The organism is Microvirga yunnanensis, assembly GCF_025460875.1.
On the sequence record NZ_JAMXFI010000109.1, the window covers coordinates 1 to 12855 of the forward strand.

At 66.3% G+C, this 12855-nt stretch carries 12 protein-coding genes; 2 read left to right on the plus strand and 10 right to left on the minus strand.

Translation table 11 applies throughout. The annotated features are described in order from the left end of the window. Positions 1 to 292 precede the first annotated feature (292 nt). From NF876_RS33600 to NF876_RS33625, 6 genes are all read right to left on the minus strand, one after another. A complete protein-coding gene (locus tag NF876_RS33600; protein WP_262272493.1) occupies positions 293 to 1165 on the minus strand; it encodes an RNA polymerase factor sigma-32 in 873 nt (290 codons plus the stop codon). Positions 1166 to 1329: 164 nt separating this feature from the next. Next, positions 1330 to 1914, minus strand: coding sequence for a CarD family transcriptional regulator (locus tag NF876_RS33605; RefSeq protein WP_173948118.1), 585 nt, complete (start codon positions 1912 to 1914; stop codon positions 1330 to 1332). A 573-nt stretch (positions 1915 to 2487) separates the two neighbouring features. Further along, positions 2488 to 2826: a ferredoxin FdxA gene (fdxA, locus tag NF876_RS33610; protein ID WP_262272494.1), complete on the minus strand. Its 339-nt coding sequence runs from the start codon at positions 2824 to 2826 to the stop codon at positions 2488 to 2490. Positions 2827 to 2876: 50 nt separating this feature from the next. Further along, positions 2877 to 3179, minus strand: coding sequence for an RNA-binding S4 domain-containing protein (locus tag NF876_RS33615; RefSeq protein WP_262272514.1), 303 nt, complete (start codon positions 3177 to 3179; stop codon positions 2877 to 2879). A gap of 13 nt (positions 3180 to 3192) precedes the next feature. After that, positions 3193 to 6378, minus strand: coding sequence for a helicase-related protein (locus NF876_RS33620; protein ID WP_262272495.1), 3186 nt, complete (start codon positions 6376 to 6378; stop codon positions 3193 to 3195). A 251-nt stretch (positions 6379 to 6629) separates the two neighbouring features. Further along, on the minus strand, positions 6630 to 7505 hold the full coding sequence (locus NF876_RS33625; protein WP_262272496.1) for a DUF3108 domain-containing protein: 876 nt from the start codon (positions 7503 to 7505) through the stop codon (positions 6630 to 6632). A gap of 235 nt (positions 7506 to 7740) precedes the next feature. On the opposite strand from NF876_RS33625, the gene rpmB reads away from it, so the two are divergent. Then, positions 7741 to 8031 (plus strand): 50S ribosomal protein L28, encoded by a 291-nt coding sequence (gene rpmB / locus NF876_RS33630; protein ID WP_036354407.1) that lies wholly within the window; start codon positions 7741 to 7743, stop codon positions 8029 to 8031. Between the two features lie 100 nt (positions 8032 to 8131). Further along, positions 8132 to 8764 (plus strand): queuosine precursor transporter, encoded by a 633-nt coding sequence (locus NF876_RS33635; protein ID WP_262272497.1) that lies wholly within the window; start codon positions 8132 to 8134, stop codon positions 8762 to 8764. Positions 8765 to 8860: 96 nt separating this feature from the next. On the opposite strand, the gene NF876_RS33640 is transcribed toward NF876_RS33635, so the two are convergent. Genes NF876_RS33640 through NF876_RS33655 form a run of 4 tightly spaced genes read right to left on the minus strand, consistent with a single transcriptional unit; the run spans position 8861 to position 12843 of the window. Further along, on the minus strand, positions 8861 to 9610 hold the full coding sequence (locus NF876_RS33640) for a proteasome-type protease (RefSeq protein WP_262272498.1): 750 nt from the start codon (positions 9608 to 9610) through the stop codon (positions 8861 to 8863). A 53-nt stretch (positions 9611 to 9663) separates the two neighbouring features. After that, a complete protein-coding gene (locus tag NF876_RS33645) occupies positions 9664 to 10482 on the minus strand; it encodes a transglutaminase family protein (RefSeq protein WP_262272499.1) in 819 nt (272 codons plus the stop codon). Positions 10483 to 10485: 3 nt separating this feature from the next. After that, complete coding sequence (locus tag NF876_RS33650; RefSeq protein WP_262272500.1) at positions 10486 to 11430, minus strand: alpha-E domain-containing protein; 945 nt, start codon at positions 11428 to 11430, stop codon at positions 10486 to 10488. Between the two features lie 15 nt (positions 11431 to 11445). Beyond that, positions 11446 to 12843 (minus strand): circularly permuted type 2 ATP-grasp protein, encoded by a 1398-nt coding sequence (locus NF876_RS33655; protein WP_262272515.1) that lies wholly within the window; start codon positions 12841 to 12843, stop codon positions 11446 to 11448. Positions 12844 to 12855 lie beyond the last annotated feature (12 nt).

The following is a 12855-nucleotide window of genomic DNA, read 5'->3' on the forward strand; positions in this document are numbered from 1 at the left end:
GCGGATAGCGGTTTGCTCAAATCGGGGCTCAACGGACATCGGTTGGTCTCCAGCGTGAGTGGATACAGCAACCTCACTCTGCCAGAGAGTGGACCGCTATCCACCCCCATAGGATCTGTAGTGCTAGAGCATCGGACGTGAAAAGTGCGAACCGGTTTTGCGTGAAAAGAAGCTCCACGCCAAAAGCCTGAAACATCGGGCGTGAGGTCGAGTCCACGTCCGATTGGCTAAAAATGAAAGCGGCGAGCCGGTCACCAGCTCACCGCGTGCATGTCCTGCGAACCCGGACCCGTCAGACGAAGGCGCCGGAGGCCTGGGGGTACTTCTCCACCAGGGCGCGCTTGAGCTTCTCCAGAGCGCGGTTCTCGATCTGGCGCACCCGCTCCTTGGAGATTCCGAGCCGGTCGCCGAGGAATTCCAGAGTCACCTGCTCGTCGTCGAGGCGGCGGGCGCGGAGGATCCGCAATTCACGCTCGTTGAGGACCTCGAGCGCCTGCTGCAGCCAGCGTACCCGGCGCTCGGTATCGATGACGTCGCTGACGCTCTCGTCCGGCAGCGGGCTGTTGTCGACCAGGAACTCGACGCGCTCGGCGGAATTGCCCGGATCCGCGTCCAGGACCGGGGCGTTGAGGGAGGTGTCCGGCGCGGACAGGCGGGCATCCATAAGGGCGACGTCCGCCTTCGACACCCCGATCGCCTCGGCGATCTTTTCGTGCACGTCGGAGGAGATGCGCTCTTCGCCGCCGCGGGTCAGACGGGCGCGCAGGCGACGCAGATTGAAGAAAAGCGCCTTCTGAGCGGAACTCGTTCCGCCGCGAACGATTGACCAATTGCGAAGGATGTAATCTTGCACGGAGGCACGGATCCACCAGGTCGCATAAGTCGAGAAGCGGACCTCGCGTTCGGGCTCGAACCGGGCGGCGGCTTCGAGAAGACCCACGTGACCTTCCTGAACCAGGTCGGCCATGGGCAGGCCGTAGTGGCGGAAACGGGCTGCCAGCGCGATGACGAGGCGCATATGGGCAGCCGTCAGTTGATGAAGTGCCGCTTCGTCGCCAGCCTCTTTCCAGCGCACGGCAAGTTGATGCTCCTCGTCTCTTTCGAGAAAAGGTGCATTCATGGCTGCGCGGACGAACCGGCGGCGAACCCCTGAGATTTCTCCCATTGTGTGCTCTCCCTTGGCAGAGACACAACGAGCGAGGCCAGGAAAAGTTCACTTCCAACAGCCAAGTTTTGCGAAATAGATTCCTGCTGGTGAAAAACAAGGCATCCGGCCACAAAAAAGCCCGGCGAAGGCCGGGCTTTTTCGAAAGGCGGGAGCACCCGCGATCAGGCGGCCTCTTCCTGGAGATCGTCACCCTCGCCCTCGCCGTCGGCCTCGGCGCCCTTGGCGCGGCGCGGCGACTTGGCAAGGCTCTGCTCGATCAGCTTGAGGGCTTCCGTGTCGGTGATCTTGTTCACGGCGGCGATTTCGCGCACGACGCGGTCGAGAGCGGATTCGTAGAGCTGGCGCTCGCTGTAGGACTGCTCGGGCTGGGCCTCGGAGCGGTAGAGATCGCGCACGACCTCGGTCACGGCGATCAGATCGCCGGAATTGATCTTGGCCTCATATTCCTGAGCGCGACGCGACCACATGGTGCGCTTCACGCGGGCACGACCCGTCAGAACGTCCAGGGCCTTTTGGACCAGGGCCGGCTCGGCAAGCTTGCGCATGCCGACACTGGAGGCTTTACCGGTCGGAACCCGAAGGACCATCTTGTCCTTGTCGAAGGAGACCACGTACAGCTCCAGTTTGAAACCAGCGATCTCCTGCTCTTCGATGGCCGTGATGCGGCCGACACCGTGAGCGGGATAGACGATCGCTTCACCGGACTTGAACCCAAGGCGCGGGGCGGACTTCTTGGCGGTTGTCATGCGAGAGAGGCCTCCTTGCATGGTCCTCGCTTGGCAGCGAGGAAGGCTGTGGTTCCACCGGGCAGGGACCCAGGGGAACGAGGATAGGATTCGAGTGTCGCGGAACTTGACTATTCCGCTCGTCTCCCTGATGTAAGCCAGCGGCTACAAACGCTCATACCCTTGACCAAGGCAGCAACGCTCCCTTAAGTCAAAGGACGCGAATCTTTGCTTCATTGTGTGAACCGCCGGTCTGCGGGGACGGTGCACGGCTTGAGCGCAAGCGACGGCATTTGCGGACCCTATCACAGTCCGGCCGAAAAAGCAAAAATATTCCAACGGATAGCGTAAAGAGCGCCCGTTTCGGGCCGCGCCGGAGGGCTGACGCAACGTCCGGCAAAGCGGTTCCGGTTTTCCACTCCGAACGAATCGTTCTCGGGAAAGAGCGGTCGGGTGCCCTCCCGGTGTCCCGCAGCAGGGTCGGGTCTCGAGCCCATCCTGCCGCCCCAGGGGGCGTCCGCGACCCGAACGATGTGCCGATTCAAGAAATGAGCATCGAACCCGAGAGTGGGTCCACTTTTCACGTCCGGTGCTTTAGTCGCCGTCGCCCGGATTGGCCGAGAAATACGTCTCGAACTTGCCCGCTACCCCGTCGAATTCCTTCGCGTCGGCAGGCGGATCCTTCTTGATGGTGATGTTGGGCCAGCTCTTGGCCATGTCTGCATTGAGCTTCAGCCATTGCTCGAGGCCGGGCTCCGCATCGGGCTTGATGGCCTCGGCCGGGCATTCCGGCTCGCAGACGCCGCAGTCGATGCACTCGTCGGGATGGATGACGAGCATGTTCTCGCCCTCGTAGAAGCAATCGACCGGGCAGACCTCGACGCAGTCCATGTATTTGCACTTGATGCAATTTTCAGTGACGACGTAGGTCATGAAGGGTCCTTCGAAGGTCTTTCGGCAGATGAGAACAACGCGCCGCCGCTCTAGCGGTTGTCGGGGTCGCTGACAAGCGCCGCGTTGGCCTGGTTGAGTTCTATGTAGAGCTGCCTTGCTTCCGTTGCAGGACCCCGGCGCTCGCCCAGGCTCTCGACCCGGACCACCACGGCGGTCCGGGGCAGCGCGACGGTCACCACGTCGCCGACAGCCACCGCCTTGGCGGCGTTATCGGTGCGCTGGCCGTTGAGCCGGACGAAGCCGCTCGTCACCAGCTTGGCGGCGAGCGTCCGGGTTTTCGCGAAGCGCGCGAACCACAGCCACTTGTCGAGCCGCTGCCGGTCCTCACGCATGCGCGTCACGCCCTCACTTCTTGCTGTCCTCGAGCTGGGCCTTGAGGGCCATCAGCTTGGCGAAGGGCGAGTTCGGGTCCGGCTGCTTCTCGCGCCGCTCGTGACCGCCGTCGCGGCGGTTCTCGGGGCGCTTGTCGGGACGGGGCCCCCGGCGCTCCTCCCCGCGGCCCGGGCCGCGCGGCGGACGGTTCTGCGGCCGGCCGCCCTCCCCCTGCGCCTCGCGGCGCTCGGGACGGGGACGGCGCTCGCCGGCCTGGTCGCCCGGGGCGTCGCCATGGCGCGGACGCCGGTCGCCGCGATCCTGACGGTCGCCGCGTTCGTGCCGTCCACCGCGGGCCTCTCGGCCGTGACGGGCGTGGCCGCCCTCGTGGTGGCGCCGGCCCTGACGCCAGACCTCGATCGTCTCGGGTTCGGCGGGGGTTTCAGCCGGGAGGTCCGAGGGGACTTCCGAGGGGACAGCCGACGGGAGGTCCGAAGGGGCTTCGGCAGGGCTCTCGGCGGATACGGCCTCGTCGGGCGCCAGAGCCTGGCCCTCGGGCGAGGCCACGGCCTCGGCGGCGCTCGTCGCCAGGTCCTGCGCCGAGACGCTCGCGTCGGGCTCCGCCACGGCGACGGCGCCGATCTCCTCCGTGCCGACGGCTGCTTCGGGCGCCTCTTCGGCCGGAGCGGCCGTCTCGCTCGCGGCGGCCGCCGGCGGCTCGACGGCCTTCGGGGCCTCGACCAGCGGCACCGTGATGGCCGGGCCGGGACGGCGCTCCATCACGTAGCCGAGGGACTTGAGGATCGTGGCGAAATCCTCGCCCGCGCAGCCCACGAGGGACGTCATGGACACGGTCGGAACGAAGCTTTCCCCATCGGCGGCGCCGGCCGGCGGCTCGCCCGGGGTGATTCCGGGCCGGTAGGTGATGGCCGGACGGATCAGGTCGGCCAGACGCTCCAGGATGTCGACGCGGACGGCGCGGCCGCCCAGGACGCGGAAGCCGGCGGCCCGGTAGAGGCCGTGGGCGATCTCGGGATCGACCGGGATCGAGGTGCGGCCGGACTGAGCGAGATGGGCGATCTCGTCGATGCCCTTCTGCTCGAGGCCACCGTTCTGCAGGGCCCAGAGCTGGGTCGCCAGGACCCGGGGCGCAGGCTTCAGAAGGGCCGGCAGGTAGAGATGATAGGCGCCGAACCGGACGCCCGCCTTGCGCAGGGCCCCGCGGGCGTCCTGGTCGAGGCTGCGCACGTCGTTGAGAACCTTCGCGCGCTCGAGCACGCCCAGAGCCTCGCCGATCTGGAACCCGATGCCGCGGGCCAGGCCCGTGAGCTCGGTGCTGTCCTCGAGCTGCAGCAGGGGGCCGAGCAGGCGCACCACATAGGCCTTCAGCCAGGCGCGCAGGCGAATGTCGACCTTGTCCCGGGCCGGCCCCGTGAGGTGCTCGTCCGAGAGGATGCGCACCCTGGGCTCGAACAGCTTGTCGCCGGCCTCCAGCTTGGCCACCGGGTCGCCCATCCACCGGATGGTGCCGTCGTTCGACAGCACGAGCATGGCGTCCGGCGTCTCGGCGAACCGGTCCGCCCGCGCCTCGATCTCGCCGGCCAGCGCCTTGCTGGCGGCGTTGCGCAGGGTCTTGGCCTCCGTCGTGTCAGCCTGGGGATCGGGCACGAAATGGAAGCCGTGCAGGTGACCGATGTGCTGACCCTCGACATTGACGTCGCCGGTGGTCGTGATTTCCGCTTCGAGCATCGTTTTCTCTCTCAAGCGCCGCATGAGAACGCTCGTCCGCCGGTCGATGAATCGTTGGGCGAGGCGTTCATGGAGCGCATCCGATAGCTTGTCCTCTACCTGACGCGCAACATCCTGCCAATGCTCTGGATCCTTCAACCAGTCGGGACGGTTAGCGACGAAAGACCAGGTCCTGACCTGGGCGATGCGGTTGGAGAGGGTGTCGATATCCCCATCGGTCCGGTCCATGGCGGACAGATGGCGGGCAAACCAGTCGGCCGGGATGGCTCCATCCTTCATGAGGAAACGATAGAGCTGGCCGACGAGATCCGCATGGGTCTGCGGAGAAACCTTCCGGTAATCCGGCACCTGGCAGATCTGCCAGAGACGCTCCACGGCATATTGGGAGCGCGTCATGGCCTTGATGTCGTCCTCCCGCGACAGGACCTCGAGGGCTGTCGCGTCCTCGCCCGTGGGCGCCCGCACGAGGCCGTGCTCCCGCGGCTGCACCCCGAGCGAATCGCGCAGGCGGGCCAGGGACGAGAAATCCAGGTCCGGGTTGCGCCATTGCAGGATGCGCACCGGATCGAAGGTATGGTTTTCGAGCGCCTCGACGGTTTCCGCGTCGAAGGGGGGGCAGCGGCCCGTGGACCCGAAGGTGCCGTCGCGCATGTAGCGGCCGGCGCGGCCGGCGATCTGGGCGAGTTCCGGATTGTTGAGCTTGCGGAACTGGAACCCGTCGAACTTCTTGTCGGACGCGAACGCCACATGATCCACGTCGAGATTGAGGCCCATGCCGATGGCGTCGGTGGCGATCAGGTAGTCCACGTCCCCGTTCTGGTAGAGCTCGACCTGGGCGTTGCGCGTCCGGGGCGACAGCGCCCCCAGCACCACGGCGGCGCCGCCGCTCTGGCGGCGGATCAGCTCGGCGATGCCGTAGACCTCCTCGGCCGAGAACGCCACGATGGCCGAGCGGCGGGGCAGGCGCGAGACCTTCTTCTCGCCCGCGAAGGACAGCTTCGACAGGCGCGGCCGCGTGACCACGTGGACGCCCGGGATCAGGGCTTCGATGAGCGGCCGCATGGTGGCCGAGCCGATGAGAAGCGTCTCCTCGCGGCCGCGCTGGTTGAGAAGCCGGTCGGTGAAGACGTGCCCCCGGTCGAGATCGCTGGCGAGCTGGATCTCGTCCACGGCCACGAAAGCCGGATCCAGGTCCCGCGGCATGGCCTCGACGGTCGAGATCCAGTAGCGCGGCCGGTCCGGCTTGATCTTCTCCTCGCCGGTGATCAGCGCCACGTTGTGGTGGCCCGCCTTCTCCACCACGCGATTGTAGACCTCGCGCGCGAGCAGACGCAGGGGCAGGCCGATCATGCCGCTGTCGTGACCGAGCATGCGCTCGATGGCCAGGTGGGTCTTGCCGGTATTGGTGGGGCCGAGCACGGCGGTCACGCCGCGCGAGCGCGCCTGCGGGGGAAGGGAACGACGGGCCATGCCTTGGTGACGGGTAATCGGAAAGGTCCCGGAGTGAGAGCCGAGAGGCTTTAGGACCGGAGACCGGCGCCGGGAGCCTTCTCTACAAAGCAGCCTCAGTCCCAAGCGGCGGGCTGCGGTTAACCCTTATATGGTGCGAATGGCTGCTTTCGCTACCCGGATCGGCGCGAATGTCCATGGGACTTTCAGGACTTCAGGGAATTTGGGGAGGACTCGGGGAAGACTCGGGGAAGACTTGGATCTGTCCCGGCTTACGGCACGGCCTCGGCCTTGACGGTCTCGTCCCCCGTCTCGGCCTTCCGGGCGGGCGCAGACGTTTTGCCGCCCTCCAGCGACCACAGGGAGGCCTGCAGCTCGCCCATGCCGATCATGGTGCGGACCGAGATCTTGAGCGGAAAGAGCAGGCGCGGCCCCTCGACGGGCGCCAGCCACACGGACATGTCCTTGTTGTCCTGCATGAACTTCGTTGCCGGCCGCTCGCTCCGGTGGCCGGAAATCGGCACGTAGCGGGCATTGCAGACGAGGACGGGGCCGGAATAGCCCGCCATCTCGACTGTCTTCGTTTCCGCGTACGACAGGACCACGTTCATCCGGGACGCCCCGTCGAAGACCGGCAGGGTCCGGTCGCAATTGGCCGGGTCGGTGAGACCCTTGGAGGCTACGGCCGGCATCAGCAGCGCGCTCATGGGGTCGACCACGTCCCGCTTGTCGGCCGCCTTGACCGGGACCCGGTCGGGCTTGGGCTCGAGGGGCGGCTCGATCTCGATCTTGGCCACCCGGCCGCTCTTCAGGCCCATGCGTACGGTACGCTGATTGTCGGAGGTCTTGGAAATCACCGCGAAACTGGTCGAGCGGGGCGGCGCGTCTCCGGCCAGGGTGCCGGACGCGTTGGCCTCGCCCTTGCCGCCGGTCAGGATCATGGCGAGCCCCGTCAGCTTCGCCCGCCCTTCCATCTCGTATCTCGCCCCGTTGAAGGACGAGGACAGGTCGGCCTTGCCCAAGGGAAGGCCGGCCAGGGTGATGTCATAGCTCACCTTCAGGGTCTGACCCTGCGGGCTCTGGGCTTGCGCGAGCGAGGCCGAGCCGGCCAAGGTCAGGGTCACGAGAGCTGAGGCGATGAGGCGCATAGGGCGTTTCCGACAGTCTATTCCGTTGCATCGCACGAGATTCGGAACAGATAATGACCCTGGTGCTCCAAAAAAACGAGATGCGGCGTCGCACTATTCTTGACGCCCGCCCCTTTTTTGGCCTATAGGCTCGCACCTTCCAAGGACTTCTGGTGTCCGGCCGCGCGGGATCTGCGATCAGGCAAACCCGCGAATTCGAGGTCGCGACCCTTCATAGACGAATAGGATTGAACCCATGTCGCGCCGTTGCGAACTGACCGGCAAGGCCGTGCTGAGTGGCCACCTGGTGAGCCACTCGAACCGCAAGACGAAGCGGAAGTTCCTGCCGAACCTCTGCAACGTCACGCTCCAGTCTGACACCCTGCAGCGCTCCGTGCGCCTGCGCGTCTCCGCCAATGCGCTCCGCTCGGTCGAGCACCGCGGCGGCCTCGACGCCTTCCTGGCCAAGGCCAAGGCCGAGGAGCTCTCCACCACCGCCCTTGCGGTGAAGCGCGAGATCGAGAAGAAGCTCGCCGCCGCGAGCTGATTTCCCGATCCGCCGATCACATCTGCGCTGCGGGCGGCCTCGAGGCCGCCCGTTTTGCGTTGCTTCAATGGCTTAGCTGCCGTCCCGGGAAGAACCTGCCATGACCAAGCTCGACCGCCGCGACTTCCTCATCGCCCTGACGGCGATGACCCTGGTCGTCCTCTCGTCGAACATCCTGGTCCAGTATCCCTTCCAGCATCTGGGCCTGGGCGATTACCTGACCTGGGGCGCCTTCAGCTATCCGTTCTCGTTCCTGGTCACCGACCTGTCGAACCGGCGCTTCGGCCCCAGGGGCGCCCGCCGGGTGGTCTATGCCGGCTTCGTCCTGGCCGTCCTGCTCTCTGTCGTGCTCGCCTCGCCGCGCATCGCCATCGCGTCGGGCGCGGCCTTCCTGGTGGCCCAGCTTCTCGACATCCAGATCTTCTTCCGCCTGCGCGGCCATGCATGGTGGATGCCGCCCTTCGTGTCCTCGGTGATCTCCTCGGGTCTCGACACGGCGATCTTCTTCTCATTCGCCTTCTATTGCGGCGTGGTGCCCGGCCTCGGCCTCACCATCAGCGAGGCGCTCGGCCAGGTCGGCATCGCGGATCAGTGCATCGCCCTGCCCTGGGCCAATCTGGCGGTGGCCGACTACCTGGTGAAGCTCTCGCTCGCGGCGATCGCGATCGCCCCCTATGGAGCGGTTCTGCGGCTCATGCGCTCCGAGGCGAAGCACCACCATCAGGCGGCCTGAAGGACGCCGGACCTGCCATCCGGGTCCTCGTAGGCTCGCGCTCCGTTCGGCTCGGCTCGATCGGAGCGATCGACGGCCCCGCTCCCCCTGTAACCGTCAGAGAACCTCTTCCGCATAGGGCGGATGCGGGATGGCCTGGTGGGCCGCGCGCAAGGCGGCCGACCAGCGCTCGCGCAGGTCCCGGAAATAGGGCTCGTCCTCCTGGATCCGGTAGGTGATCTGGGTCTTCAGGGCGTCGCGCTTGGCCACCACGATGTCGATCGGCAGCCCGACGCCGAGATTCGACTTCAGGGTCGAGTCCATGGAGATGAGTCCGAGCTTGAGCGCCTCCACCAGGCTGGTGCCGTGGGAGATCGCGCGGTCGAGGATCGGTTTGCCGTATTTGGGCTCGCCGATCTGCAGGAAGGGCGTGTCGATCGTCGCCTCGATGGCGTTGCCGGCGGAATAGACCTGATAGAGCCGCATGGGCGCGGAGCCGATCTGCCCGCCGAGCAGCATGGTGACGTCGAAGGTCATCTGCCGCTTCTCGATCTCGACCCCGTCGACCTCGTAGACCTGGCGGATGGCGCGGCCGACGAGCTGGGCGGCCTTGAACATGCTGGGCACCGTCAGGAGCGTCTCGACCGCGCCAGTCTCGGGATTCTCGAGCCCCTCGGTCAGCAGGGACAGGACCGACTGGCTCGCCGAGAGGTTGCCGGCCGTCGCCAGGGTGACGATGCGCTCGCCGGGCGTCTCGAACAGGTGCAGCTTGCGGAAGGTCGCGATGTTGTCGACGCCCGCATTGGTGCGCGTATCGGCGATCATGACGAGACCATCCCGCACCAGGATGCCGACACAATACGTCATGGGGGTTCCTCCAGGGGCCTTCTGGTCGAGTTGCTCAGCTGTCGAGGCCATTCTCACGCCTGTGCTTGACGGGCGCTTTCGATCCTCAGACGAACGTCGAGCGCTTCACGGGTGATTCCGTAATAGCTTCCTCGAACCGGGGCCGCATCAAGATAATCGAGCCCGATGGCCAATCTGACGTAGTGTTCCGTTGCGGAAACGGCATTGGCCGGGTCGAAACTCACCCAGCCGAGATCCGGGACATAGGCCTCGGCCCAGGCATGCCCCGCCTCCTGCTCGGCCTCCCCGGGCTTGTGCAGATAGCCCGATACGTAGCGGGCCGGAATGTTCAGGGAGCGGGCGGCGCCCAGGAAGACATGGGTGAAGTCCTGGCAGACCCCGTGGCCGGCCGCAAAGGCATCCGCGCCCGCGGTCGCGGCGCTCGTCGCCTGCGTGTCGAAGCGCAGGCGCTCGGGGATGGCGTTCATGAGCGCGTGGGCTTGGTCGAGGGGATTGGTGAAGCGGCCCGCCGTGAGTGCGGCGAAGTCGCGCAAGGCCGCGTCCGGCCGGGTCAGCGGCGTCTCCCGCAGGTAGAAGAGCTCCGGGAAGCGCTCGACCCCTCCGCGGACGAGGCCGGCCGTGTCCGTGGTCTCGACCTCGCCGGCCACGTGCAGGGTGATCTGGCTCACGGGGCCCGAGACCGACAGGCTGTGGACGATGTTGCCGTACCAGTCCTCCCGGCGCATCAGCCGTCCGTCGCCGTCCAGGTCGATGGTCCAGGACAGGACCGTCTGGTTGTCCGATCCACGCGGGGTCAGTCGCAGGAGCTGGATCGCCGACTTGGCGGGCTCGCTGTAGTGATAGACCGTCTCGTGGGTGATGCGGATGCGCATGGGTCAGCACAGATACTGGTTCGTGATGGCGTGGCCGAGGCGGTTGTTCTCGGCGAGAAACTCCTGCAGGAACTCGTGCAGCCCGTGCTGGAAGATATCATCGATGTTCTGGTTCGCCAGCCGGGCATGGGTGGCCCTCGCCTGGCGCTGCGCCAACCCGGACGTGCCGTAGCGATGGGAGATGTCGTCCAGATGGCGTGAGAGGGCGGCATAGCAGGCGGCGAGCGACCGCGGCATCTCCTCGCGCAGGATCAGGAGATCGGCCACGAGCCAGGGCCTCAGGTTCTGGTGATAGACCCATTGATAGCTCACCAGCGCCGAGACCGAGCGCAGGATGGCCGCCCATTGATAATAGTCGATGCCGCCGCCCACGGCCGCATCCTGCGGCAGGAGCACGTGATACTTCACGTCGAGCACCCGCGCGGTGTTGTCGGCCCGCTCGATGTAGAGTCCGAGGCGCGAGAACCAGTAGGCGTCGTTGCGCAGCATGGTGCGCATGGCCGAGCCGTCGTAGCGGAGCGAGGCCTCCTTCACCAGGTTCAGGAAGCGGGGGAGGTCCTCCACCTTGATCGACCGCGCCTTGTAGCGGCGCAGATCGAGCCAGGCGGAATTGATCGCCTCCCACATCTCGGAGGTGAGCGCCGAGCGCACGGAACGGGCATTCTGCCGGGCCGTGTCGAAGCAGCACTGGATGCTCGACGGATTGGCCTCGGAGAAGGCCAGGAACTCGATCACGTTCTCCGGCGTCGCCTCCCCGTGGACGGCGCGGAACTGGTCGATGCCGCCGGCGGTGATCAGGGCGGATTCCCACTCGTTGGTCTCGACCCCGTTATAGGAGATCGGCATCGACGCCATGCGATAGGCGACATCGAGGATACGGGCCGTGTTCTCGGCCCGCTCCACGTAGCGGGAGAGCCAATAGAGGCTGTCGGCATCACGACTCAGCACGAGAAACGCTCCGGCTCATTCACTCAACACCCAGGTATCCTTGGTCCCGCCGCCCTGGCTCGAATTGACCACGAGCGAGCCCTCCGTGAGGGCCACCCGGGTCAGACCGCCCGGCACCAGCCTGACGCCGTCGCGCCCGGTCAGGACGAAGGGGCGCAGGTCCACGTGCCGGGGCGCCAGCCCCTTTTCGGTGAAGATCGGGCTCGTCGACAGGGCGAGGGTCGGCTGGGCGATGTAGTTGTCGGGGCTGGCCAGGATCCGGCCCTTGAAATGCTCGCGCGCCTCCGCGGTCGCGTGCGGGCCCACCAGCATGCCGTAGCCGCCCGATCCGTTGACCTCCTTCACGACGAGCTCGTGCAGGTTGTCGAGCACGTAGGAGAGCGAATCCTGCTCACGGCAGCGCCAGGTCGGCACGTTCTTCAGGATCGGCTCCTCGCCCATGTAGAAGCGCACGATGTCGGGCACGTAGGAGTACATGGCCTTGTCGTCGGCCACGCCCGTTCCGGGCGCATTGGCGATGGCCACGTTGCCGGCCCGGTAGGCGGCGATCAGGCCCGGCACCCCGAGGGCGGAATCGGGCCGGAAGACCAGCGGGTCGAGGAAGTCGTCGTCGATGCGGCTGTAGATCACGTCGACCCGCTTGGGCCCTTCGGTCGTGCGCATGTAGACCATCTCGTCGCGCACGAAGAGGTCGCGCCCCTCGACCAGCTCCACGCCCATGCGGTCGGCCAGGAAGCTGTGCTCGTAATAGGCGGAGTTGAGGGATCCCGGCGTGAGGATAACGACGGTCGGGTCCCAGGGGGAGCTCGCCGGCGCGACGGATTTGAGGGTGCCCAGGAGCTCGTCGACGTAGTTCTCGATCGGCCGGATGCGCTGCATGCCCACGAGTTCAGGGAAGAGGCGCATCATCACCTCCCGGTTCTCCAGCATGTAGGAGACCCCGGAGGGCGTGCGCAGGTTGTCTTCGAGCACGTAGAAGTCCTGGTCGTCGACCCGGACGATGTCGATTCCCGCCACCTGCACGTAGATGTCGCTGTTCAGGGTCAACCCATGCATCTGCGGGCGGTAGTAGGGATTGAGGTAGACGAGCTCCGGCGGGACGATCCCGGCGCGCAGGATCTCGCGCGCGCCATAAATGTCCTTGAGGAACATGTTGAGCGCCTTGACCCGCTGCTCGAGGCCGTGGGCGAGGCGGGCCCATTCCTGGCCCGATAGGATGCGCGGGATGATGTCGAAGGGGATCAGCCGCTCCTCGGCTTCCGCATTGCCGTAGACCGCGAAGGTGATGCCGACCCGGCGGAAGAAGAGCTCCGCCTCCTCGCGGCGGTGTTCCAGCAGTTGCGGCGGCGCCGATTTCAGCCAGTCCTGGAGGATGCGGTAGGCATCCCGGCTTCGGCCGTCATGGCCGCTCATCTCGTCGAAGAT

Excerpts from the sequence above, each read along its gene's own strand:
- NF876_RS33600 (WP_262272493.1), bottom strand. The coding sequence starts at position 1,165 with ATGGGAGAAATCTCAGGGGTTCGCCGCCGGTTCGTCCGCGCAGCCATG.
- NF876_RS33605 (WP_173948118.1), bottom strand. The coding sequence starts at position 1,914 with ATGACAACCGCCAAGAAGTCCGCCCCGCGCCTTGGGTTCAAGTCCGGT.
- fdxA (WP_262272494.1), bottom strand. The coding sequence starts at position 2,826 with ATGACCTACGTCGTCACTGAAAATTGCATCAAGTGCAAATACATGGAC.
- NF876_RS33615 (WP_262272514.1), bottom strand. The coding sequence starts at position 3,179 with ATGCGTGAGGACCGGCAGCGGCTCGACAAGTGGCTGTGGTTCGCGCGC.
- NF876_RS33620 (WP_262272495.1), bottom strand. The coding sequence starts at position 6,378 with ATGGCCCGTCGTTCCCTTCCCCCGCAGGCGCGCTCGCGCGGCGTGACC.
- NF876_RS33625 (WP_262272496.1), bottom strand. The coding sequence starts at position 7,505 with ATGCGCCTCATCGCCTCAGCTCTCGTGACCCTGACCTTGGCCGGCTCG.
- rpmB (WP_036354407.1), top strand. The coding sequence starts at position 7,741 with ATGTCGCGCCGTTGCGAACTGACCGGCAAGGCCGTGCTGAGTGGCCAC.
- NF876_RS33635 (WP_262272497.1), top strand. The coding sequence starts at position 8,132 with ATGACCAAGCTCGACCGCCGCGACTTCCTCATCGCCCTGACGGCGATG.
- NF876_RS33640 (WP_262272498.1), bottom strand. The coding sequence starts at position 9,610 with ATGACGTATTGTGTCGGCATCCTGGTGCGGGATGGTCTCGTCATGATC.
- NF876_RS33645 (WP_262272499.1), bottom strand. The coding sequence starts at position 10,482 with ATGCGCATCCGCATCACCCACGAGACGGTCTATCACTACAGCGAGCCC.
- NF876_RS33655 (WP_262272515.1), bottom strand. The coding sequence starts at position 12,843 with ATGAGCGGCCATGACGGCCGAAGCCGGGATGCCTACCGCATCCTCCAG.